This is a genomic window from Modestobacter sp. NPDC049651 (genome assembly GCF_040659695.1).
Lineage (GTDB): Bacteria > Actinomycetota > Actinomycetes > Mycobacteriales > Geodermatophilaceae > Modestobacter.
Genome location: NZ_JBFAOG010000010.1, coordinates 43860 through 63506 on the forward strand (window position 1 = coordinate 43860; position 19647 = coordinate 63506).

At 75.6% G+C, this 19647-nt stretch carries 18 protein-coding genes and 2 pseudogenes; 14 read left to right on the top strand and 6 right to left on the bottom strand.

From position 1 onward, the window contains the following. Window positions 1-4: 4 nt before the first annotated feature. On the top strand, window positions 5-1174 hold the full coding sequence (locus AB0J00_RS14745; RefSeq protein WP_357745706.1) for a hypothetical protein: 1170 nt from the start codon (window positions 5-7) through the stop codon (window positions 1172-1174). A 14-nt stretch (window positions 1175-1188) separates the two neighbouring features. Here the strand turns inward: AB0J00_RS14745 and AB0J00_RS14750 are convergent, their stop codons facing one another. Next, window positions 1189-1749 (bottom strand): hypothetical protein, encoded by a 561-nt coding sequence (locus AB0J00_RS14750; RefSeq protein WP_357745708.1) that lies wholly within the window; start codon window positions 1747-1749, stop codon window positions 1189-1191. 156 nt (window positions 1750-1905) lie between these two features. Here AB0J00_RS14750 and AB0J00_RS14755 point away from each other — a divergent pair, with 156 nt between their 5' ends. The 4 genes and pseudogenes from AB0J00_RS14755 to AB0J00_RS14770 form a co-directional block, all read left to right on the top strand. Continuing rightward, on the top strand, window positions 1906-2946 hold the full coding sequence (locus AB0J00_RS14755; RefSeq protein ID WP_357745710.1) for an alcohol dehydrogenase catalytic domain-containing protein: 1041 nt from the start codon (window positions 1906-1908) through the stop codon (window positions 2944-2946). A 44-nt stretch (window positions 2947-2990) separates the two neighbouring features. Then, window positions 2991-3473: pseudogene (locus AB0J00_RS14760) on the top strand (wax ester/triacylglycerol synthase domain-containing protein); the annotation flags it as partial. Between the two features lie 370 nt (window positions 3474-3843). Next, window positions 3844-4008: a hypothetical protein gene (locus AB0J00_RS14765; RefSeq protein ID WP_357745999.1), complete on the top strand. Its 165-nt coding sequence runs from the start codon at window positions 3844-3846 to the stop codon at window positions 4006-4008. 80 nt (window positions 4009-4088) lie between these two features. After that, window positions 4089-5246, top strand: a pseudogene (locus AB0J00_RS14770) (LLM class flavin-dependent oxidoreductase); the annotation flags it as partial. Window positions 5247-5297: 51 nt separating this feature from the next. Here the strand turns inward: AB0J00_RS14770 and AB0J00_RS14775 are convergent. Further along, a complete protein-coding gene (locus tag AB0J00_RS14775) occupies window positions 5298-6101 on the bottom strand; it encodes an SDR family NAD(P)-dependent oxidoreductase (RefSeq protein WP_357745711.1) in 804 nt (267 codons plus the stop codon). Window positions 6102-6247: 146 nt separating this feature from the next. On the opposite strand from AB0J00_RS14775, the gene AB0J00_RS14780 reads away from it, so the two are divergent. The 3 genes from AB0J00_RS14780 (at window position 6248) to AB0J00_RS14790 (ending at window position 9398) form a co-directional block, all read left to right on the top strand. After that, window positions 6248-6538: an antibiotic biosynthesis monooxygenase family protein gene (locus AB0J00_RS14780; protein ID WP_357745714.1), complete on the top strand. Its 291-nt coding sequence runs from the start codon at window positions 6248-6250 to the stop codon at window positions 6536-6538. Window positions 6539-6671: 133 nt separating this feature from the next. Continuing rightward, window positions 6672-8513: a phosphoenolpyruvate carboxykinase (GTP) gene (locus tag AB0J00_RS14785; protein ID WP_357745716.1), complete on the top strand. Its 1842-nt coding sequence runs from the start codon at window positions 6672-6674 to the stop codon at window positions 8511-8513. A 39-nt stretch (window positions 8514-8552) separates the two neighbouring features. After that, on the top strand, window positions 8553-9398 hold the full coding sequence (locus AB0J00_RS14790; RefSeq protein ID WP_357745717.1) for a CmcJ/NvfI family oxidoreductase: 846 nt from the start codon (window positions 8553-8555) through the stop codon (window positions 9396-9398). A gap of 3 nt (window positions 9399-9401) precedes the next feature. Here the strand turns inward: AB0J00_RS14790 and AB0J00_RS14795 are convergent, their stop codons facing one another. Beyond that, complete coding sequence (locus AB0J00_RS14795) at window positions 9402-10871, bottom strand: FAD-dependent oxidoreductase (RefSeq protein ID WP_357745718.1); 1470 nt, start codon at window positions 10869-10871, stop codon at window positions 9402-9404. A gap of 77 nt (window positions 10872-10948) precedes the next feature. Further along, complete coding sequence (locus AB0J00_RS14800) at window positions 10949-11662, bottom strand: TetR/AcrR family transcriptional regulator C-terminal domain-containing protein (RefSeq protein ID WP_357745720.1); 714 nt, start codon at window positions 11660-11662, stop codon at window positions 10949-10951. Window positions 11663-11751: 89 nt separating this feature from the next. Here AB0J00_RS14800 and AB0J00_RS14805 point away from each other — a divergent pair, with 89 nt between their 5' ends. Then, entirely contained in the window at window positions 11752-13206 is a 1455-nt protein-coding gene (locus AB0J00_RS14805) for an MFS transporter (RefSeq protein WP_357745723.1), read from the top strand. 7 nt (window positions 13207-13213) lie between these two features. Here the strand turns inward: AB0J00_RS14805 and AB0J00_RS14810 are convergent, their stop codons facing one another. Next, window positions 13214-13363: a hypothetical protein gene (locus AB0J00_RS14810; protein WP_357745724.1), complete on the bottom strand. Its 150-nt coding sequence runs from the start codon at window positions 13361-13363 to the stop codon at window positions 13214-13216. 86 nt (window positions 13364-13449) lie between these two features. On the opposite strand from AB0J00_RS14810, the gene AB0J00_RS14815 reads away from it, so the two are divergent. Continuing rightward, the gene (locus AB0J00_RS14815; RefSeq protein WP_357745726.1) at window positions 13450-13863 is read left to right on the top strand and encodes a hypothetical protein; all 414 of its coding nucleotides are present in this window, start codon (window positions 13450-13452) and stop codon (window positions 13861-13863) included. Window positions 13864-13872: 9 nt separating this feature from the next. Here AB0J00_RS14815 and AB0J00_RS14820 read toward each other — a convergent pair whose 3' ends face one another. Then, the gene (locus tag AB0J00_RS14820; RefSeq protein WP_357745729.1) at window positions 13873-15063 is read right to left on the bottom strand and encodes a PucR family transcriptional regulator; all 1191 of its coding nucleotides are present in this window, start codon (window positions 15061-15063) and stop codon (window positions 13873-13875) included. Between the two features lie 164 nt (window positions 15064-15227). Here AB0J00_RS14820 and AB0J00_RS14825 point away from each other — a divergent pair, with 164 nt between their 5' ends. The 4 genes from AB0J00_RS14825 (at window position 15228) to AB0J00_RS14840 (ending at window position 19621) form a co-directional block, all read left to right on the top strand. Beyond that, window positions 15228-16730 carry an NAD(P)/FAD-dependent oxidoreductase gene (locus AB0J00_RS14825; protein WP_357745731.1) on the top strand — a complete coding sequence of 501 codons (1503 nt, stop codon included), beginning with the start codon at window positions 15228-15230 and terminating at the stop codon, window positions 16728-16730. Then, complete coding sequence (locus AB0J00_RS14830) at window positions 16727-17686, top strand: alpha/beta fold hydrolase (RefSeq protein ID WP_357745733.1); 960 nt, start codon at window positions 16727-16729, stop codon at window positions 17684-17686. Before AB0J00_RS14825 ends, AB0J00_RS14830 begins: the two co-directional genes overlap by 4 nt. Further along, window positions 17683-18534 carry an SDR family oxidoreductase gene (locus tag AB0J00_RS14835; RefSeq protein ID WP_357745737.1) on the top strand — a complete coding sequence of 284 codons (852 nt, stop codon included), beginning with the start codon at window positions 17683-17685 and terminating at the stop codon, window positions 18532-18534. Before AB0J00_RS14830 ends, AB0J00_RS14835 begins: the two co-directional genes overlap by 4 nt. A gap of 97 nt (window positions 18535-18631) precedes the next feature. Continuing rightward, window positions 18632-19621, top strand: coding sequence for a rod shape-determining protein (locus AB0J00_RS14840; RefSeq protein ID WP_357745740.1), 990 nt, complete (start codon window positions 18632-18634; stop codon window positions 19619-19621). Window positions 19622-19647 lie beyond the last annotated feature (26 nt).

Consider the following 19647-nt stretch of genomic DNA (forward strand, 5'->3'; position numbering starts at 1 on the left):
CGTCGTGACCGCATCGACGCGCAGCTGTTCCTTCCCCGGCTGCGAGCGGCCGGTGGCCCCGCCACCCGCGACCGGTGGCCGCTCGTCCTACTGCGACCTGTCGGAGCACAACCGGGCCACCGCGTTCGCCGCGCGCCGTGCTCAGGCGTCCGGGATCCCCGCAGCCGACCCGGCCGACGCGCAGCAGGGGGCGTCCGCCACGGAGACGCTCACCGGCATCGCCGACCGGCTGCGCGAGACCCTGGGCACCATCGAGCGGGAGGTCGACCGGGCCCGCGCGGCGCTGACCCGGGCCGCCGACGCGGAGCTGCTCGAGACCGAACGGGCGGCGCTGCGGACCGAGGCGCAACGCCAGGTCGCCGAGGCCGAGCAGCGCGCATCCCACGCCGACCGGCTCCGGGCGGTCGCCGAGCGTGCCACCCGGGAGGCGTTGGACGCCGCCGCCCGGGCCGAGGCCGATGCAGAGGCCGCCCGCGAGGCAGCGGCGGGAGCCCGGCACCAGGAGGCCGGCTGGCGGGACGCGGCGGAGACGGCGCGCGGCGAGGCCGAGCAGGCGCACGCCGAGGCCGAGCGGGCCCGCAGGGAGGCGGCGCAGGCCCGCGCCGCGGCCGACGTGGCCGCCGCGGCAGGACGCGAGGCAGCGGCCGGCCGGCAGGACGCCGAGCGGCAGCGGGACGCCGCGGTGCGGGACGCCGACGCGGCGCGGGCCGCGGCCACCCGCGCGGACCGGGCGCGCGAGCAGGCGGACGCCGGTGGCGCGGCGGCCCTCGCACGGGCGACGGCCGCCGAGACGGCACGGGACCGGGCGCTGGCGGCCGAACGCGCGGCCCGCGAGGAGTCCGCCCGCGCGCAGGCCGACGTGGCCCGGGCGGTCGGCCGCGCCGAGCAGGCCGAAGCGGCGGTCCGGCTGGAGACGGCCGCCGCGGAGAGCCGGGTCCGGGCAGCGGAGTCCCGGGCCGAGGCAGCCGCCGAGCGGGTGGCTGCACAAGAGGCGCGGGCCGATCGCGCCGAGCGCGCCGCCGCGGAGAGCCGCCGGGACCGCCTGCGCGCCGAGGAGGCGCGCGACCGCGCGGTCGCCGATGCGGCCGCCGTCCGCGCCCAGCCGGCGGCGGCCACCCGTCCGGACGAGCCCGATGCCCGGGACGCCGGCACCGGGCCGCGACCACCTGCCTGAGCGGGCACCCTGGGTCAGGACCGGTCGAGGACCAGGTCCCAGGCCACCCCGGTGGCGCCGCAGTCGAAGCCCTGCAGCGTCGACTCCGCGTAGGTGCCGACCAGCCGGTCACCCCGGACGGTGAGCTCCAGCCGCCAGAGGGCGGAGCTGGCGGGCACCCCGTCGCAGGTCGGCGCGAGGTCGGCCGGCACCGGGCCGGCCGCCTGGTAGCTGCCGTCCCGGACCCGGAGCGGAGGGCGGCCCCAGCGCGGGCCGAAGGGGGTGACCAGGCAGGCCTGCCCGGCGCACTCGATGGTGAGCGTCACCGGGCGCGTCCGCGCGCAGTCGTCCAGGCCCGCGCAGCGCGCCAGCACGCCGGCGCCGGTCCACTCCCCCGCCAGGTCGAACCCCGGCACGACCGTCCCGCGCGGTGGCGCGGAGGTCCGCTCCCTCGCCGCTCCCCGGCGGTCCACGTCGCGGGCGTCGGGCACCACGGCGACGAGGACGACGACGAGGACGACGGCGACCAGGCCGGCCAGCGCCAGGACGACGCCGGCGACCACCCACCGGGTGCGTCGGCCGGCAGCAGCGGCCACGGCCCACCTCCCGGGAACGGCGTCGCCGGCCGCAACGGTAGCCGCGGGCGATCCGGCGGCCCCCGGGGACCTTCGGCCCGCGGACGGCGGCCGTCGGGACGTGGTCGGGCCCGGACGGCGGGCGCTCGACTGGGCTCCCGACGAGAGGAGCCGGACATGAGGGCGCTGGTCTACCACGGCCCGGGCGAGCGGTCCTGGGACGACGTCCCCGACCCGGTGCTCAAGGACCCCGACGACGCGGTGGTCCGGGTCGACGGCTGCACCATCTGCGGCACCGACCTGCACATCCTCCGCGGCGACGTCCCGGAGGTGCAGGTCGGCCGGGTGCTCGGCCACGAGGCGGTGGGCACCGTCACCGAGATCGGGCCCGGCGTGCGGACGGTCGCGCCGGGCGACCGGGTGCTGATGTCCTGCATCAACGCCTGCGGGCGCTGCCGCTTCTGCCGGGAGCAGCGGTACGGCCAGTGCCTGGCCGGCGGCGGCTGGGTCCTGGGGCACCTGATCGACGGCGTCCAGGCCGAGGCGGTGCGCATCCCGTTCGCCGACACCTCGGTGCACCCGCTGCCCGCGGAGGTCGGCGCGGAGGCCGCGCTCATGCTGGCCGACATCCTGCCCACCTCCTACGAGGTGGGGGTGCTCAACGGCGAGGTCGGGCCGGGCGACGTGGTGGTCGTCGTCGGTGCCGGGCCCATCGGGCTCAGCGCCGTCCTGACCGTGCGCCTGTTCGGGCCGGCCCGGGTCGTGGTGGTGGACCCGGTGGCCAGCCGCCGGGAGGCGGCGCTCGCCCTGGGCGCGGACCAGGCGCTGGCGCCGGACGACGACATGCTGGGCGCAGTGCACGCGGCCACCGAGGGCCTCGGCGCCGACGTGGCGATCGAGGCGGTGGGCGCACCCGCCACCTTCGACGCCGCCGTCGCCCTGGTGCGCCCCGGTGGGCGGGTGGCCAACGTCGGCGTCCACGGCCGACCGACGACGCTGCACCTCGAGGACCTGTGGGCGAAGGACCTCACCATCCGCACCGGCCTGGTCGACACGTCCTCCACGCCGACCCTGCTGCGCATGGTGCGGTCCGGGCAGCTGGACGCCGCCCGCCTGGTCACCCACCGGTTCGGCTTCGACGAGGTGCCCGCGGCCTACGACGTGTTCGAGGACCCGGCGTCCTCGGGGGCCCTCAAGGTCGCCGTCCTGCGCTCGTGACACCCGCCGGGGGACCGACGACCCGGCTGCGCTCCGACGAGCGCATGTACCTGTGGGTCGACGACCCGGACGTGCCGCTGCAGGTGGCGCTGCTCGGGCAGTTCGACGCCGCACCCGCCACCCGGCCCGACGGCGGCCTGGACGCGCAGGGCATCCGCGGCGAGCTGGTCGCCCGGGCGGGCCGCGTCCCGGCGCTGCGGCGCCGGGTGCTGCACGCCGGCCTGGGCGCGGGCCGGGCGGTGTGGGCGGACGACCCGTCGTTCGACGCCGGCCGGCACGTCGCCGTCGTCCGCCTGCCGTCGGAGACCGACCTGCTGAGCTGGGCGGCCGGCTGCGCGGCCCACCGGCTCCCCCGGGACCGGCCGCTGTGGCGCGCGGTGGTCGCCGACGGCCTGCCCGGTGGCCGGTTCGCGGTGCTCGTCGTGGTGTCCCACGCTCTGGCCGACGGGCTGGCCGGTCTCGCGCTCGTCGCGGCCCTCCTCGATGCCGAACCGGACACCACCGAGCCCGGGCCGGGCCCGCCCCGGCCGGAGCCCGCCCGCGGGCGCGGGGGCAGCGCACTGAGCGACCTGCGGGCCGCCGGCGGGACGCTGGCGGTCTTCGCGGGCCGGGAACCGGTCACCTCGCTGCCGCGCGACTTCGGTCCCGGCCGCCGCCTCCGCGCCGTCCGGCTCGGCCTGCCCCGGGTGGTGGACACCGGCCACGCGCTGGGCGTGACGGTGGACGACCTGCTGCTGGCCGCCGTCGCCGACGGTCTGCGCCGGCTGCTCACCGCCCGCGGTGAGCTCGTGCCGGGCACCTGCCTGCGCGCGACGGTGCCGGTGGCCGGCCCGGCCGGGCGCCCGGCTGCTGGAGGCGGTGCCCATCGCGCCGCTGGCCCCCGGCGTGCCGCTGGCCGTGTCGGCGCTGTCGTACGCCGGCGAGCTCACGGTCTCGGTGACCTCGCCGTCCTCGGTGCCCGACCTCGACGAGCTGGTCTCCGGCATCGCCGCCGGGTTCGACACGCTCGCGCGGCTGGCCCGCAGCGGACGGCGGGACCGATCCGCCCCGCCGGCGGTGTGACCCAGGCCATAATCCGACACCGCCGGGTCCGGTCCACCGACGCACCAGGAGGAGTTCGCGTGGCCAAGATGCGCTTCGGGCTGTTCATGCCCCCGTTCAACAGCCCGCCCACCCAGAACGCCACCACGTCGCTGCAGCGCGACGTGGAGACGGTCCAGCTGCTCGACCGGCTCGGGTACGACGAGGTCTGGGTCGGTGAGCACCACTCGGCCGCGACCGAGATCATCGCCGACCCGCTGACCTTCATCGCCCACGTCGGGGCGCTGACCCAGCACATCCGGCTGGGCACGGGCGTGGTCTCCATCCCGTACCACAACCCGCTCTGGGTGGCCGACCGCGCGATCCTCGTCGACCACCTGCTCCGCGGCCGGCTGATGCTCGGCGTCGGACCGGGCTCGCTGCCCACCGACGCCGCGATGATCGGGCTGGAGCCCGACCAGCTGCGCCCCGCGCTGGCCGAGGACCTCGACGTCCTCCTGCGACTGCTCACCACCGACGAGCCGGTCTCGGTGACGACCGACCGGTACGAGCTGGTCGAGGCCCGCTGCCAGCTGGCCCCCTTCCAGGACCCCTGCTTCGAGGTCGCCGTCGCGGCCACCGCCTCCCCCACCGGGCCGCGGCTGGCCGGCAAGCACGGCCTCGGCATGCTCTCGGTCGGCGCGACCACGGAGATGGGCTTCGACGCGCTCGCCCTGCACTGGGACGTCTGGGAGGCCGAGGGAGCCGCCTCGGGCCACCCGGCGGACCGGTCCCGCTGGCGGCTGATGGGGCCGATGCACATCGCCGAGACGCGGGAGCAGGCGGTCGAGGACATCCGCTACGGGTTCGACGCCTTCGTCGACTACACCCAGAAGACCCTCGCCCTGCCGCCGGTCCGCATCCCCGGCGACACCTTCGAGGAGCGCCTGGCGTGGATCGACTCGAGCGGGTGGGGCGTGGTCGGCACCCCGGACGACGCGATCCGGCAGATCCAGCGGCTGGTCGACCAGTCCAACGGCGGGTTCGGCTGCTTCATCCTGCTGCAGCACGACTGGGCGGACTGGCAGGCCACCCAGCGCAGCTTCGAGCTGTTCGCCCGGCACGTGATGCCGGTGTTCCAGCCCTCGCAGCGGCGGCTGCTGGCCGCCGAGGCCTGGGCGCGCAGCAAGCACGGCGAGCTGGACGCGAAGAACGGCGCCGCCATCCAGGCCGCGACCGACCGGTACGCCCAGGAGAAGGCGGGCGCCGGCCGGTCCTGACCGGGAGCGGGCTGCCGGCGTCCTGTGCCGCCGGCAGCCCGGGCGGCCCGGCTAGTTGCTGGCCTCGCCGTAGTTGAACGTGGTGGTGCACCCGCCGTCGACGGGCACGATCGAGCCGGTCATGAACGACGCCGCGTCGGAGGCGAGGAACAGCGCGACGGCCGCGACCTCGGCCGGCTGCGCCTGGCGCCCCAGCGGCTGCATCCCGGCCGCCTTCTCGCGCACCGCGGTGGCCGCCGCGAACTGCTCCTCGTCCAGCGTCGGCCCCCGCCGGCCCAGGCCGGTGTCGATGTAGCCGGGGCAGATGGCGTTGACCCGGATGCCGTCGGGCCCGTAGTCGACGGCCAGCTGGCGGGTCAGGTTGACGATGGCGCCCTTGGACGCGCAGTACGCCGGCGCCTTGGGTGCCCCGACCAGGCCGTACGTCGAGGCGATGTTGACGATGCGCCCGTCACCGGCCGCGAGGAAGTGCGGGATCGCGTACTTGGTGCACAGGAACGTCCCGCGCAGGTTCACGTCGATGACGCGGTCGAAGTCCGCCGGGTCCACCTCGTGCAGCCGCAGCTGGGCGCCGCCCGTCCCGGCGTTGTTCACCAGCACGTCGAGGCCGCCGAAGCGCTCGACGGCGCCGGCGACCAGCGCCTCGGACTGCTCCGCCACCGCGACGTCGGCGGCGATGAAGTGCGCCGATCCCCCGGCCGCGGTGATCTCCTCGACGACGCGCTGCCCGTCCTCGGCGAGGACGTCGGAGACGACGACCTGGGCGCCGGCGGACGCCAGGGCGACGGCGATGGCGCGACCGATCCCGTTCCCCGAGCCGGTGACCAGGGCGGTCTTGCCGTCGATGCGCGTCATGTGCAGGTGCTCCTCTGTGCCGGGCGGAAGGGTCGGTGCACCCTGCATCCAAACACCGGGTGATCACGGCGGGCACACTCCCCTGGTGCGACGGGGACGCGACGTCCGCGCTGCAGCCGACCCGCTCACCACACCGAGGAGTGCCCGTGGCGATCACCGCCCTGCTGGAACTTGACCTGGACCCCGAGCAGCTCGACGACGCGCTCGGCGTGCTGCGCGAGACCCTCGTCGCGACCCGGGCGTTCCCCGGCTGCCTGGGCCTCGAGGTGCTCCAGGACACCGACGACCCCGCCCACGTGGTCGTCGTCGAGCAGTGGGAGTCCCTGGAGCGCGACGACGCCTACCGCGCCTGGCGCGCGACGCCGGAGGGCGCCTCCCCGCTGGGCACCGTCCTGGCCGGACCGCCGAGCCTGCACCGGTTCAGCACCGTTCAGTGACCGCTCGGTGACAGCGTGGGCCCCCGGTCACCCGGGGGCCCACGTCCACCGATCGGGCGAAGTACGCGACCGGTCTTCTGGCGAGCGGACACCGAGGTGGCGCAGACCACCCCCTGCCGTCGAAGCTGTGCCCGTGACCGACATCGACGTCGTGATGGACCAGGCCGGACTCGTGAACCAGCACGTCCGGGACTACGTGCGCCAGTGGTTCGCGCTCACCGGGGCCGAGAGGATCGAGGTCGTCAACGCCTCGGACGACGCCCGGCTGGTGCGCGAGGCGCTGGACGCGGGCGAGATCCTGCCCGCGGGCGAGGGGCGCTACTACTCGCGCAGCCACCCCAAGGACACCGCCCGCTCCGAGGAGCGCACGGTGGTCGCCACGAGCAACCCCGCCGACGCCGGCGTCTACAACAACTGGCGCCCGGCCGCGGAGATGCGCCCGCTGCTCGAGGACCTGATGCGTGGCGCCTCGGCCGGCAAGACCATGTACGTCGTCCCGTACCTGATGGCGCCGCCGGGCTCGCCGCTGGCGTCCTACGCCACCGGGGTCGAGCTGACCGACACCCGCACGGTGGTCCTGCACATGATCCGGATGGCCCGGGTCGGCGTGCAGCACGTCAACGACCTCGCCGACCCCGGCAGCTTCGTGCGGGGTGTGCACGTCACCGGCGACCTGGAGTCCCTCGCCCACGGCACGACCGAGGACCAGCGCTACTTCGTCACCCTCGCCGACGAGCGGACGATCCTGCACTACGGCTCCTCCTACGGCGGCAACGCGCTGCTGGGCAAGATCGCCCACGGGCTGCGCCAGGCCACCTACGACGGCTGGGCGTCGGGTGAGTTCCTCGCCGAGCAGTTCCTGCTGCTGGGGATCACCGACAAGCAGACCGGCCGCAAGTACCACGTCTGCGGTGGCATGCCCAGCGCCTCGGGCAAGACCAACCTGGCCATGACGCTCGCCCCCGACGCGCTCGGCGACCGGTACCACGTCGACTTCTACGGCGACGACATCGCGTGGCTGCGGGTCGACCCCGAGGACGGCCGGATCTACGCGATCAACCCGGAGTTCGGCGTCTTCGGCGTCGCCAAGGACACCAACGAGGTCACCAACCCGACGGCCGTCGCGGCGATCGCCCCCGGGACGGGCACGATCTTCACCAACGTCGCCTACAACGAGACCACCGAGGAGGTCTGGTGGGAGGGGCGGACGCCGGGGCCGCCGGCCGACGTCACCGGCTGGCGGGACTGGAAGGGCGAGCTGATCTCGGAGCGCTCGGACGCCGACCGGGACACCCCCTGGGCGCACCCGAACAGCCGGTTCACCACCACCCTCGAGCACGTGCCGAACATCGCCGCCGACTTCGACACCCCGAAGGGCGTGCCGATCGACGCGATCATCTTCGGTGGCCGCACCCGGGACCGGGAGCCGCTGGTCCGGGCGATCACCGACCTCGCCGAGGGCGTCTACGACGGCCTCACCCTGGGCGCGGAGGCGACCTTCGCCGCCGAGGGCACCGAGGGCGTGCTGCGCTACGACCCGATGTCGATGCGCCCGTTCATGGCCTACCCCGAGGGCGCCTACGCCGCGCACTGGCTGGACGTCATCGGCAAGGCCACCGACCAGCCGATCTTCGCCCACGTCAACTGGTTCCAGCGCGACCCCGACGACGGTCACTTCCTGTGGCCCGGGTACCGCGACAACCTGCGCCCGCTGCTGTGGCTGCTGCAGCTGCGCAACGGGGAGGTGTCCGGCCGGCAGACCCCGGTCGGCGTCGTCCCCACCGCCGAGGAGCTGGACCTCACCGGGATGGACCTGCGGCCCGGTGACCTGGACCGGCTGCTCACCATCGACACCGCCCGGTGGCAGCAGGAGATGGCGCACCGCGAGGAGCACCTCGCCCAGTTCCCGGACCTGCCCGACGCCATCTGGGAGGCGCACCGGCGGGTGGCCGGCGCGCTCGACGCCGAGAGCTGACGGCGGCGTGCTCCCGCAGCCCGGACGGACGGCGGACCGGTGACCGCGCACGGGTCGCCGTCCGTCCGGGCGGAGCTGGCGTTCCTGGACCCGCGCAGCACCCTGATCCGGCAGTTCATCGCCCCGCAGGGCCGCGCGTCCACGGTGCGCTCCGAGGAGCACCCGGTGACGGTGCGGGACGGGCGGCCGGTGCAGGGCTCGTTCGCCCTCGACGTGCACGGGTTCGCCGTCCACGCCCACCGCAGCGCGGTCAGCGACTTCACCGACCCGGCGCAGCTGGCGTCGACGTACGTCGCCGAGGTCTGCGGGTTCGTGCAGGAGCAGCTGGGCGCCGACCAGGTGCTCTCGCGCGGGTGGGAGCTGCGCCGCTCGGTCGCCCCCGCCGAGCACGGCGCGCAGCCGCCGGCCGCCGGGGTGCACGTCGACTACGACCCCGACCACGTGCCCGGCATGGTGGCCCGGGCCTACGCCCGGCACTTCCCGGACGGGCCCGGCTACCGGCGCGCGGTCGTCACCAGCACCTGGCGGGTGTTCAGCCCGCCGCCGCAGGACTGGCCGCTGGCGCTGTGCGACGCCCGGACGATCGTCCCCGGGGACGGCGCGCCGGTTCCCACGTACTTCGTGGACGAGCTGCCGGCGGACCCGTTCGGCCCGGTCGACCACCTGAGGCCGGTGGGCAGCAGCTGGAAGACGCTGCACTCCCCCGCGCACGAGTGGTGGTACTTCCCCGGGATGACCCGGGACGAGGTGCTGCTGATCAAGCTGGGCGACACCGACCGCAGCGGGGCGTGGGCCGCGCCGCACGCCGCCTTCCCGGACCCCGCCGGGCGGGGTGCGGAACCCCGGCACAGCATCGAGTTCCGCACCTTCGCCTACTTCCGCTGAGCGTCACCCGGCGGGGACGGCGGCGGGAGCCGGCCGCAGGTGCGCCCCCTGCCGGAGCAGCTCGCGCTGCACCTGGCCGACGTCGACCGTCGCGGTCGTCGTGCCGGTCGCGACGGTCAGCGCGGCGGCGACCCCCGCGGCCTGGCCGGTCATCCAGCACTGCGGGATCTCCCGCATGAACGCCTGGGTCGCCGGGTCGGTCGCGATGTGCCGCCCCGCGGCGAGCACGTTGTCGAGGTCCCGTGCCACGAGCGCCCCGTAGGGCACGGAGATGTTGGCGAACTTCTGCGACGGGGACGGCGAGACGCCGACCTCGTCGGGGTGGACGACGCCGGCCGTCCACTCGGCGCGGGCCATCCGGTGCCGCCCGATCAGCCGACGGGTGTGCCGGATGCCCAGCTGCGGCGCCGACAGCACCACCCACGCCCGCTCGAAGCCCGGCGCGTGCGCCCGGAAGAACTCCAGGTGGGCGAGCATCCGCCGCCGCGACTCCAGCTCCACCGCGGTCAGGTCCGCGACGTCCAGGCCGCTGTAGCCGGACAGCCGGGGCCCGAGGAACACCGCGACGTCGTCCCGCCAGCCGACGAAGGGCCGCTCGACGTAGCCCAGTGCCTCCCGCGCGGCGGCCATCAGCGCCGTGTGCCCCCGCGGATCGGTGCGGCGGAACTCCAGCCAGCGGCCGAAGTCGACGCCCGCCCACATCCAGCTGGTGTTCAGGCAGTGCGCGACCGGGCTCTCCTGCTGGTCGACGTCGGACTCGAACGGCACCCCGGCGCCCGCGCAGACGTCCAGGTCGCCGGTGGTGTCGATGACCACCTTCGCCAGGACGGCCCGCCGGCCCTCCTTGCTCTCGAACAGCACGCCCCGGACGGTCCGCCCCTCCCGGATCGTGCCGACCACCCACGAGTGCAGCACCAGGGTGATGCCCTCGGAGTGCACCAGCTCGGCGGAGACCGTCTTCAGCCACTCGGGGTCGACCATCGGCGACCAGGTCACCGTCTCGCGGGCCGCGCCGAGGCGTTCCTGCCAGTGCGCGACGTGCGCCGGGTCGGTGGAGCCCCACAGGTCCCGTGGAGCACCGGCGACGGCGTCGGACGGCAGCCGGTCGAGGATCTCGGTGGCGAACCCGGAGATCACCGGGAAGCCCGTCCAGTCGGTCATCCGGTCGATCCAGATGACCAGACCACCCGTCGAGAGCCCGCCGAGGTGGTTGTAGCGCTCGACCAGGGTGACCCGTGCCCCGGCCCGGCGGGCGGCGATCGCCGCGGCGGTGCCCGCCGGGCCACCGCCGACGACCAGGACGTCGGTCTCCGCGTAGACCGGCGTGTCCCGGGCCGGCTCGTGCACCGAGCCGAGGTCCACCGGGGCCGCCGGTTCCTCGAGGTGCAGCACGCCGTCGGTCGTGTACCCCTCCTCCCGGCCCGGGTGGTACTCGCCGGCCTCGCCGTTGCCCGCCTGCGGATCGCTGCTCACGTCCGGCAGCCTGCTCCGCCCGGGCGCCGCGCCGCGACGGGTCTTCCGCACCGTGAAGGCCTCCCGGGGCGGGCAGCTCAGCCCCCGGCCTGCAGGCGCAGCCCGGCGAGCAGCAGGTCGAGGCCCGCGCGGAACTGGTCGGCGTCGTCGTGGCCGGCGAACTCGTCGACGACGTGGTGCACGAAGGGGAATTCGGCCGGGTCGAGCCGGCGCCACTGGTCGGCGAACCGGGCCAGGTACGCCTCGCGCCCGATCAGCCCGTCGACCACCTCCTGGGGCGGCTGCTGCCCCAGGTCGGCGGCGGTGCCGACGACGAAGCCCAGCACCGCCGACACCGCGTGGAAGCGCTGCCGGGGCGTCAGGTCCAGCTCCATCACCTGCTCACCGAGCCGCTCGTAGAGCCGCAGCGCGTTGGGCTGCAGCTCGGTGTCGCGCATGAAGTAGGCCGCCAGCCACGGCCGGACGACGATGGCGTCGAAGAACGTCACCGCGATCGCGCGCAGGTCCGCGATCGGGTCGTCGCCCCCGGTGAACCGCTCGGTCGCGGTGAGCACCTCCGCGAGCACGTGGTCGCTGGCCCGGTCCAGCAGCTCGTCCTTGCTGGCCACGTACCAGTAGATGCTCGCCACCCCGCCCCCCAGCCGGCCGGCCAGCGCGCGGAACGTCAGGGCCGGCTCACCGGCCTCGTCCAGCAGCCGGACCGCCTCCGCGATCACGGCCTCGAGGGAGTGCGACGCGCGGCGCCGGGTGCCGGGTGCCGCGCGTCCGGCCACGGGCTGAGGACCTGCCATGACCAGCATCTTGCCATGGATCGAACGGCGTTCTAGTCTCTCGAACGTCGTTCGATGGTCGAACGGCGTTCGATCTCTGGGAGGCGCCCGTGACCACCGCCGTCGGGACCGCACCGGCCCGCACCTACACCTCGCTGCGGGCGGCGTGGATCCCGCTGCTCGCCCTCTGCCTGGCCTTCTTCGTGGAGATGGTCGACAACACCCTGCTCACCATCGCCCTGCCCACCATCGGGCGGGACCTGGGCAGCACCACGACCGGGCTGCAGTGGGTCACCGGGGCCTACTCGCTCACGTTCGGCGGGCTGCTCCTCACCGCCGGCTCCGCCGCCGACCGGCTCGGGCGCCGGCGGGTCCTGCTGGTCGGGCTGACCGCGTTCGGCGCGATCAGCCTCGTCGTCCTGGCCGTGCGGACGGCGGGCGAGCTGATCGCGCTGCGGGCGGCACTCGGCGTCGCGGCCGCCGCGATGGCGCCCATCACGAACTCGCTGGTCTTCCGGCTGTTCGAGGACCAGGCGCTGCGGATGCGGGCGATGACGGTGATGATCGTCGTCGGCATGTCCGGCTTCGTGCTGGGGCCGCTGCTCGGCGGCACCGCGCTGGCGCACGTGCGCTGGGAGTGGCTGCTGGTCGTCAACGCCCCGATCGCGCTGGTCGCGTGGGTGGGGGTGCGCCTCGGCGTCCCGGCCGACCGGCCCGAGGACCTGACCCGCGACGCGCTGGACCTGCCCGGGGCCGTGCTGAGCATCGCGACGATTGGGCTGGCCTGCTACACGCTCACCAGCGGCGTCGAGCACGGCTGGCTCTCGCTCCCCACCGGCGGCTCCGGGCTCGGCGCGCTGCTCGCGCTCGCCGCCTTCCTGCGGCACGAGCGCCGCACCCCCGAGCCGATGCTGGACCTCCGGGTCTTCGCCGACGGCACGGTCCGCGGCGCCGCCGTCGCGCAGATCGGCACCTCGATCGCGATGGCCGCGGTCATGTTCGGGCTGATCCTGCACTTCCAGTACGCCTACGGCTGGAGCCCCGTGCGCGCCGGCCTGGCCAACCTCCCGCTCATCCTCACGATGATCGCCGCGACCCCCGTCTCGGAGTTCCTCGCGAAGCGGTTCGGCCACCGCGTCGCCTGCCTGATCGGCGCGGGACTGCTGGCCGGCGCCCTCGCCGGCCTCGCCGGAGCGGTCGACCACGGCTACCCGGCGATCGCGGTCTGCCTGGTGGTGCTGACCGTCGGGCTGCGCACGGTGATGACCATCTGCGCGGTCGCCCTGGTCAGCGCGATGCCCAGCAACCGCACGTCGGTCGGCGCGGCGCTCAACGACACCGCCCAGGAGGTCGGAACCAGCGTCGGCACCGCCGTCGTCGGCACGCTGATCGCCGCCCTGGTGACCGTCTCCCTGCCCGCGGGCACGTGGAGCGCCGACCTGGTCGCCTCGTTCTTCTCCGGGGAGCGGATCACCTACGCGGCGCTGGCCGTCGTCGTGGGCCTGGTCGCCGGGGTGGGCGCCCTGACCCTCAGCGACTCCCGCGAGACCGACGAGCCGCACTGACCGCCGGTCACCGCGCCGGCGCCGCGCCCCCGGGCACCACGGTGACCTCCACCCAGCTGTCGCCCCCGAAGTGCACGGTGTTCCGCGAGAGGTACGGCGGCACCGGGAGGTCGAACTGCGCGTACCCGTGGCCGACGGTCTCCCGCAGCAGCTTCACGAGCGCCTCCTCCGGGCGGCGGGGCCCACCCTCGGACGGACGGGTCCGATCCCGCTCCAACCGCGGGGACGGCGGAGGATGGTGGCGTGCTCTCCGTCGCCACCGCCCGCGCCCTGCACGAGGCGGGCCTGCAGTGGACCCCGGCCCGCGGCGACAGCTTCGTCGTCCCCGACCGTGACATGGACGCCGACGTCTTCGTGCTGTCGGACATGACCGTCGAGGTGCACGAGTTCCCCGCCGGGCCGGTGATCGGCTTCAACGGCACCACCGAGTGGGCGCTGGACTCGATCGAGCAGGCCGAGACGCTGTGGCTCCCGGCCGAGCACCAGCTGCGGGAGCTCCTCGGCGCGGCGTTCGCCGGTCTCGCGCCCACCGGCGACGGCTACCGGGTCACGGTGCGCATCGACGGCGTGACGAGCGGGTTCAACGGCCCCTCCCCCGCCGAGGCGTACGCCCGGGCGCTGCTGCACCTGCTGACGGCCGGCCGCGCCCGGTCCTGAGGAGGGCGGTCAGGGGCGTCCGCGCCAGCGCAGCACCTCGAGCGCGACCCCGACCTCGACCGTGTGCTCGGCGAGCGGACGGGGCAGGAGCTGGTCGGCGCGCGCGAGCCGGCGCAGCAGCGTGTTGCGGTGGCTGAACGACCGCGCCGCGGCGCGGGAGGCGTTGCACTGCGCCGCGATGAACCCCCGCAGCGCCTCGAGCACCTCCGGCGGGGCGCTCTCCAGGTCGCCCAGCGTCCGCGTGACGAAGCGGTCGGGGCGTTCCGGGTCGGCGGTCAGCAGCGCGACGAGCTCCACCTCGTCGTGCGCGGCGAGCCGCGAGGGCGAGGTGAGCCGGGCGAGCATCTGCTGGGTGGTGAGGGCGTCGAGGTGGCTGCGCCGGAAGCCGTCGACGCCCGGCGCCGGGGAGCCCAGCGCGATGCGCACCGCCGGCAGCCCGTCGAGCGCGGCCGCCAGCCGGTCGCGGTCGGGCCGGCCGTGCACCCACACCCACCGGGTGGCGGCGCTGGCGATGATGCTCAGCGACCGCGGCTGGGCGGCGGCCTCGGCGAGGGCGTCGGCGGCGCGGTCGAGCTCCCGCGAGTCGGCGTCCGGCTCGTCGGTCCAGACGACGGCGGCCGTGTGGACGGCCTCGAGTGCGTGGCCGAGCCGGCCCTCGGCGCGCTGGCGGGTGATGGGTGCGCCCTCCAGCAGCAGGACGACGGTCTCCCGGCGCTCGGCGTGGCTGCCGCGGGTGAGCTCGTCCCGCTCGGCGCGCATGCGCGCCGAGATGGCGCTGACGGTGTCGTCGACGAAGGCCGCGATCGAGCGCAGCGACACGTCCAGCAGCTCGCGCAGCTCGTCGGGATCGGTGGTCAGCCCGCAGGCGATCTGCGTCCACAACCGCACCGCGACGCCCTCCCCGGCCCGGTAGGCGTCCAGCGCCGACTCGTCCAGACCGCGGCGGATGAGGTCCCGCGCGACCACCAGCGGCGCCTCGGTGTCGTTGGCCGGCACCGGCTCCCCGGGGGCGCGGACGTTCGCGGCGGCCCAGAACAGCAGGTTGGAGCGGTTGGTCCGGCGCGTGCCGGCGGCCAGCACGGGGTCGGCGGCGATCTGCCGCCGCGCGGCGCCGCTGAGCGTCGCGGCGTCCAGCTCGGCGAGCCACTCGGCCGGCGGGTTGAGCGCCAGCTCGGCGCCCTGGCGGATCAGCTCCCGCACCCGGGGCGACGGGCTACGCCACGACACGGGGCTCCGACACGAGCCCACGGTAGTGGGGCACATCGCCACGTCGGGCGCCGCATCTGGTGCAGGTCGTGCCTGGCGGGGCTGTCGCGCCCGTCACAGGATGGGGGCCCAGGACCCGACGAGCTGGAGCTGCAGCCATGACCGGAGCCACGTCCCCGCCCACCCCCGAGCACCTCGACGTCCTCGTCGTGGGCGCCGGGCTCTCCGGGATCGGAGCGGCGCGCTACCTCAAGGTCGAGCACCCGGGGAAGAGCGTCGCCGTCCTGGAGGCCCGGGCCGCTTCCGGCGGCACGTGGGACCTGTTCCGGTACCCGGGCATCCGGTCGGACTCGGACCTGTACACCTTCGGCTACGAGTTCAAGCCGTGGCGGGACGAGCAGTCGATCGCCGACGCGCCCAGCATCCTGGCCTACCTGCGCGAGACCGCGACGGAGAACGGCCTGGACCCCTGCATCCGGTACCACCACCGCGTGGTCGCCGCTGCCTGGTCGACCGAGCAGGCGCGCTGGACCGTGGACGTCGAGCGCACCGACACCGGTGAGCGCGTCCAGCTCACCGCCGGCTGGCTGTTCTGCGCCGGCGGCTACTACCGCTACGACGAGGGCTTCACCCCGGTCTTCCCCGGCCGGGAGCGGTTCCGGGGCACGGTCGTGCACCCGCAGACCTGGCCCGAGGACCTGGACGTCACCGGCCAGCAGGTCGTGGTGATCGGCAGCGGCGCCACCGCGGTCACGCTGGTCCCGGCGCTGGCCGGCACGGCCGGGCACGTGACGATGCTGCAGCGGACGCCGACGTACGTGCTGCCCGTCCCCCGGCGGGACGTGCTCGCCAACGCCCTGAAGGAGCGCCTCGGCCCGGAGCGCGGCCACGCGCTGGCCCGCCGCAAGTCCATCGCCCAGCAGCGGCTCCTCTACGCCTTCTGCCAGCGGTACCCGCGGGCGGCGCGGCGGCTCATCCGGTGGCTCAACGTCAAGCAGCTGCCCGCGGGCTACCCGGTCGACGAGCACTTCAACCCGCCGTACGACCCGTGGGACCAGCGGCTGTGCGTCGTCCCGGACGGCGACCTGTTCCGGGCCATCCGCGAGGGCAGCGCCTCGGTGGTCACCGACCGGATCGCCACCTTCACCGAGGCCGGCGTGCTGCTGGAGTCCGGCCGGGAGCTGCCGGCCGACGTCGTCGTGACCGCCACCGGGCTCACCGTGCAGGCCTTCGGCGGGGTGGCGCTCACCGTCGACGGGGCGCCGGTGGAGCTGTCGGAGACGATCGCCTACAAGGGCGTGATGCTGTCCGGGGTGCCGAACCTGGCCTACGCGATCGGGTACACCAACGCGTCCTGGACGCTGAAGATCGGCCTGCTGTGCGAGCACTTCGTCCGCCTGCTCGCCCACATGGACGCGCACGGCTACGAGGTCTGCCGCCCCGTGCCGGCCGACCCGGCCATGCCCACCCGGCCGTTGCTGGACTTCGCCGCCGGCTACGTGCAGCGCGCCGTCGACCGGCTGCCGCGGCAGGGCGACCGGACGCCGTGGCTCACCTCGATGGACTACCGGGGCGACGTGAAGCTGCTGCGCGCCGACAGCGTCACCGATCCCGAGCTGCACTTCTCCCGGGCCGGCGCCCGGACGGAGGTGCCGGCGTGAGCGCGGTGCCCGCGGCGGACGCCGACCGGTTCGTCGACCTCCCCGCCGGACCGCGGATCTGCTATCGCGTCGACGGACCCGCCGACGGCGCCCCGCTGCTGCTGGTCGCCGGGCTGGGGCTGGACCTCACCTCGTGGCCGGCCGGCATGGTCGAGGGCTTCACCGGCCGCGGCCTCCGGGTGGTCCGCTTCGACAACCGCGACGCCGGCCGCTCCAGCCGGGTCGACGCCCCGCCCCCGGGCCGGGTCCGGCAGCTGCTGTCCCGGCCCCGGCCGGACGCCTACGACCTGGCCGACATGGCCGCCGACACCGTGGGCCTGCTCGACCACCTCGGCCTCGACCGGGTCCACCTGGTCGGCATGTCGATGGGCGGCATGATCGCCCAGACCGTCGCCGCCCGGCACCCCGACCGGGTCGCCACCCTGACCTCGATCTTCTCCACCACCGGGCACCGGCGGGTCGGCCGGCCGGCCTGGTCGACGCTGGTCCGCATGGCCCGGCCCCCGGCCCGCACCGTCGAGGAGTCCGCGACCCGGCACCTGTCCCTGCTGGACCACATCGGCGGCACCGGCTTCCCGCCGGACGAGGCCCTGGAGCGGGCCTGGGCGACCGCGGTCTGGGACCGGCGCGGCGACGCCGGCTCCGGCGCCCCGGTGGCCCGGCAGATCGACGCCATCCGCGCCTCCGGCGACCGCACCGCCGAGCTGCGGGGCATCACCGCGCCGACGCTCGTGGTGCACGGTGACCGCGACCTGCTGGTGCACCCCAGCGGTGGCCGGGCCACCGCCGCCGCGATCGCCGGTGCCCGCCACGTGGAGGTCCCCGGCATGGGTCACCACCTCGCCCCCGGCGTGCTCGACCGGCTGGTCGAGCTCACCGCCGACCTGGTCCGGACCGCCGGCGGAGCCGAGCCTGCACGGACCGGAGAGCCCGCACGGACAGGAGAGCCCGCATGAGCAGCGTCCGAGGCAAGGTCGCCGTCGTCACCGGCGCCGGCTCCGGCATCGGCCGCAACCTGGCCTTCGAGCTCGCCAAGCGCGGCGCCCGGCTCGCCGTCAGCGACGTCGACCCGCGGGGTCTGCGCGAGACCGCCGACCGGGCCGGGGCCCTGGGCGCGGAGGTGCACGCCGCGCCCCTCGACGTCAGCGACCGGGACGCCGTCGTGGCCCACGCCGCCGCCGTCGCCGACCGGTTCGGCGTGGTGCACCAGGTCTACAACAACGCCGGGGTCAGCGGAGGCGGCCGTACGGTGCTCGAGGCCGACTGGGAGGTCTACGAGCGCACGCTGGCGGTGAACCTGTTCGGCGTCGTCCACGGCACGAAGGCGTTCCTGCCGCACCTCATCGCCTCCGGCGACGGCCACGTCGTCAACGTCTCCAGCCTCAACGGCTACTTCGCCCAGCCCACCCTGTCGGCCTACACGGCCAGCAAGTTCGGCGTCCGGGGCTTCACCGAGACGCTGCGCACCGAGATGCTGGCCGCCGGCCACCCGGTGCAGGTGACCGTCGTCCACCCCGGCGGCGTGAAGACCGCCATCGCCACGTCGTCGCTGCGGGACGCCCGGGCGCAGGGGCTGGAGCCGACGCCGGAGCAGCTGCACCGGGCCCGCGTCTACGACGAGAAGCTGCTGACCATGCCGGCCGGACGGGCGGCGCGCATCATCGTCGACGGGGTCGAGGCCGGCTCGCCGCGCATCCGGGTCGGCACCGACGCGAAGCTCGTCGACCTGCTCGTCCGGCTCGCGCCCCGCCGGTACCCCCGGCTCGCCGTCGCGCTGGAACGACGCACGTTCGGCGGGAGCTGACCACCGCGCGCACCCGTCGCCGTGCGGGGACGAGAGGCCTGGACCGGTGCCCCGCCCACCCCCAGACTGGGGCGGCAACCGGAGTCAGGGGGTACCGGTGGACCTCGGCATCGACCTGGGGACGAGCAACACGGTCGTGAGCGACGCCCGGCACGGGGTGGTCCACGACGAGCCGTCCGTGCTGCTGCTGCGCGGGGTTGGCGGCCGGCGGGAGAAGGTGTTCGCCGTCGGGCGCGAGGCCGCGGACCTGCTGGGGCGGGCCCCGGCGGAGTTCGTGCCGGTCCGGCCGGTGCAGGACGGCGTGGTGACCGACCTGGAGACCGCCCGCACCTACCTGCGCTCGGTGCTGGCCAAGGCCGGCCGCCGGGGGTGGGGGCTGCCGCGCCGGGCGGCGATCGGGGTCCCGACCGGGTCGACCGCGCTGGAGCACCGCGCCTTCCTGGAGGCCGCGGAGGAGGCGGGCTTGCGCGCGGTGGTCGCGCTCGACACCGCGATCGCGGGTGCGGTGGGCTGCGGCATCGACCCGCTCGAGCGGCGCGTGCACCTGGTCGTCGACGTCGGCGGCGGCACGGCCGAGGCGGTGGCGTTCTGCTTCGGCGGCGTGCTCGCCTCCCGGTCGACGAAGCTGGCCGGGGACCAGATGACCCAGGCGGTGCTCCGGTACTTGCGCGAGGTGCACCACCTGCAGGTCGGCGACCTGGAGGCGGAGAGCGTGAAGGTCCGCGCGTCGGGCGGTCCGGACGAGCCGCTCGTCGTCCAGGGCCGGGACGCCCTCAGCGGGCGGCCGCTGCTGGCCACGGTGAAGGCCGCGGAGGTGGCCGAGGCGGTGCGGCCGGTCACCGAGGAGGTCCTGCGGACGCTCGCCGCCTGCCTCGACGACCTCCCGCCGCAGGCGCTGGCCGACGTGCTGGCCGACGGCGTCGTGGTGTTCGGCGGCTCCGCGCAGACCCAGGGCTTCCCCGCCGAGCTGGAGAAGTCCCTCGGGCTGCCGGTCACCCTGGCCGGCGCCCCGCTGACCTGCGTGGCGCACGGGGCCGCCCAGGCGCTGCGCAACCGCGGTCTGCTGTCGGCCTACGCCCGCCGCTGACGGCCGGCGGGGCGGTCACAGCCCCG

Coding starts and splice junctions, on each gene's coding strand:
- AB0J00_RS14755 (WP_357745710.1), top strand. CDS start 1,906: ATGAGGGCGCTGGTCTACCACGGCCCGGGCGAGCGGTCCTGGGACGAC.
- AB0J00_RS14800 (WP_357745720.1), bottom strand. CDS start 11,662: ATGGCAGGTCCTCAGCCCGTGGCCGGACGCGCGGCACCCGGCACCCGG.
- AB0J00_RS14825 (WP_357745731.1), top strand. CDS start 15,228: ATGACCGGAGCCACGTCCCCGCCCACCCCCGAGCACCTCGACGTCCTC.
- AB0J00_RS14835 (WP_357745737.1), top strand. CDS start 17,683: ATGAGCAGCGTCCGAGGCAAGGTCGCCGTCGTCACCGGCGCCGGCTCC.
- AB0J00_RS14775 (WP_357745711.1), bottom strand. CDS start 6,101: ATGACGCGCATCGACGGCAAGACCGCCCTGGTCACCGGCTCGGGGAAC.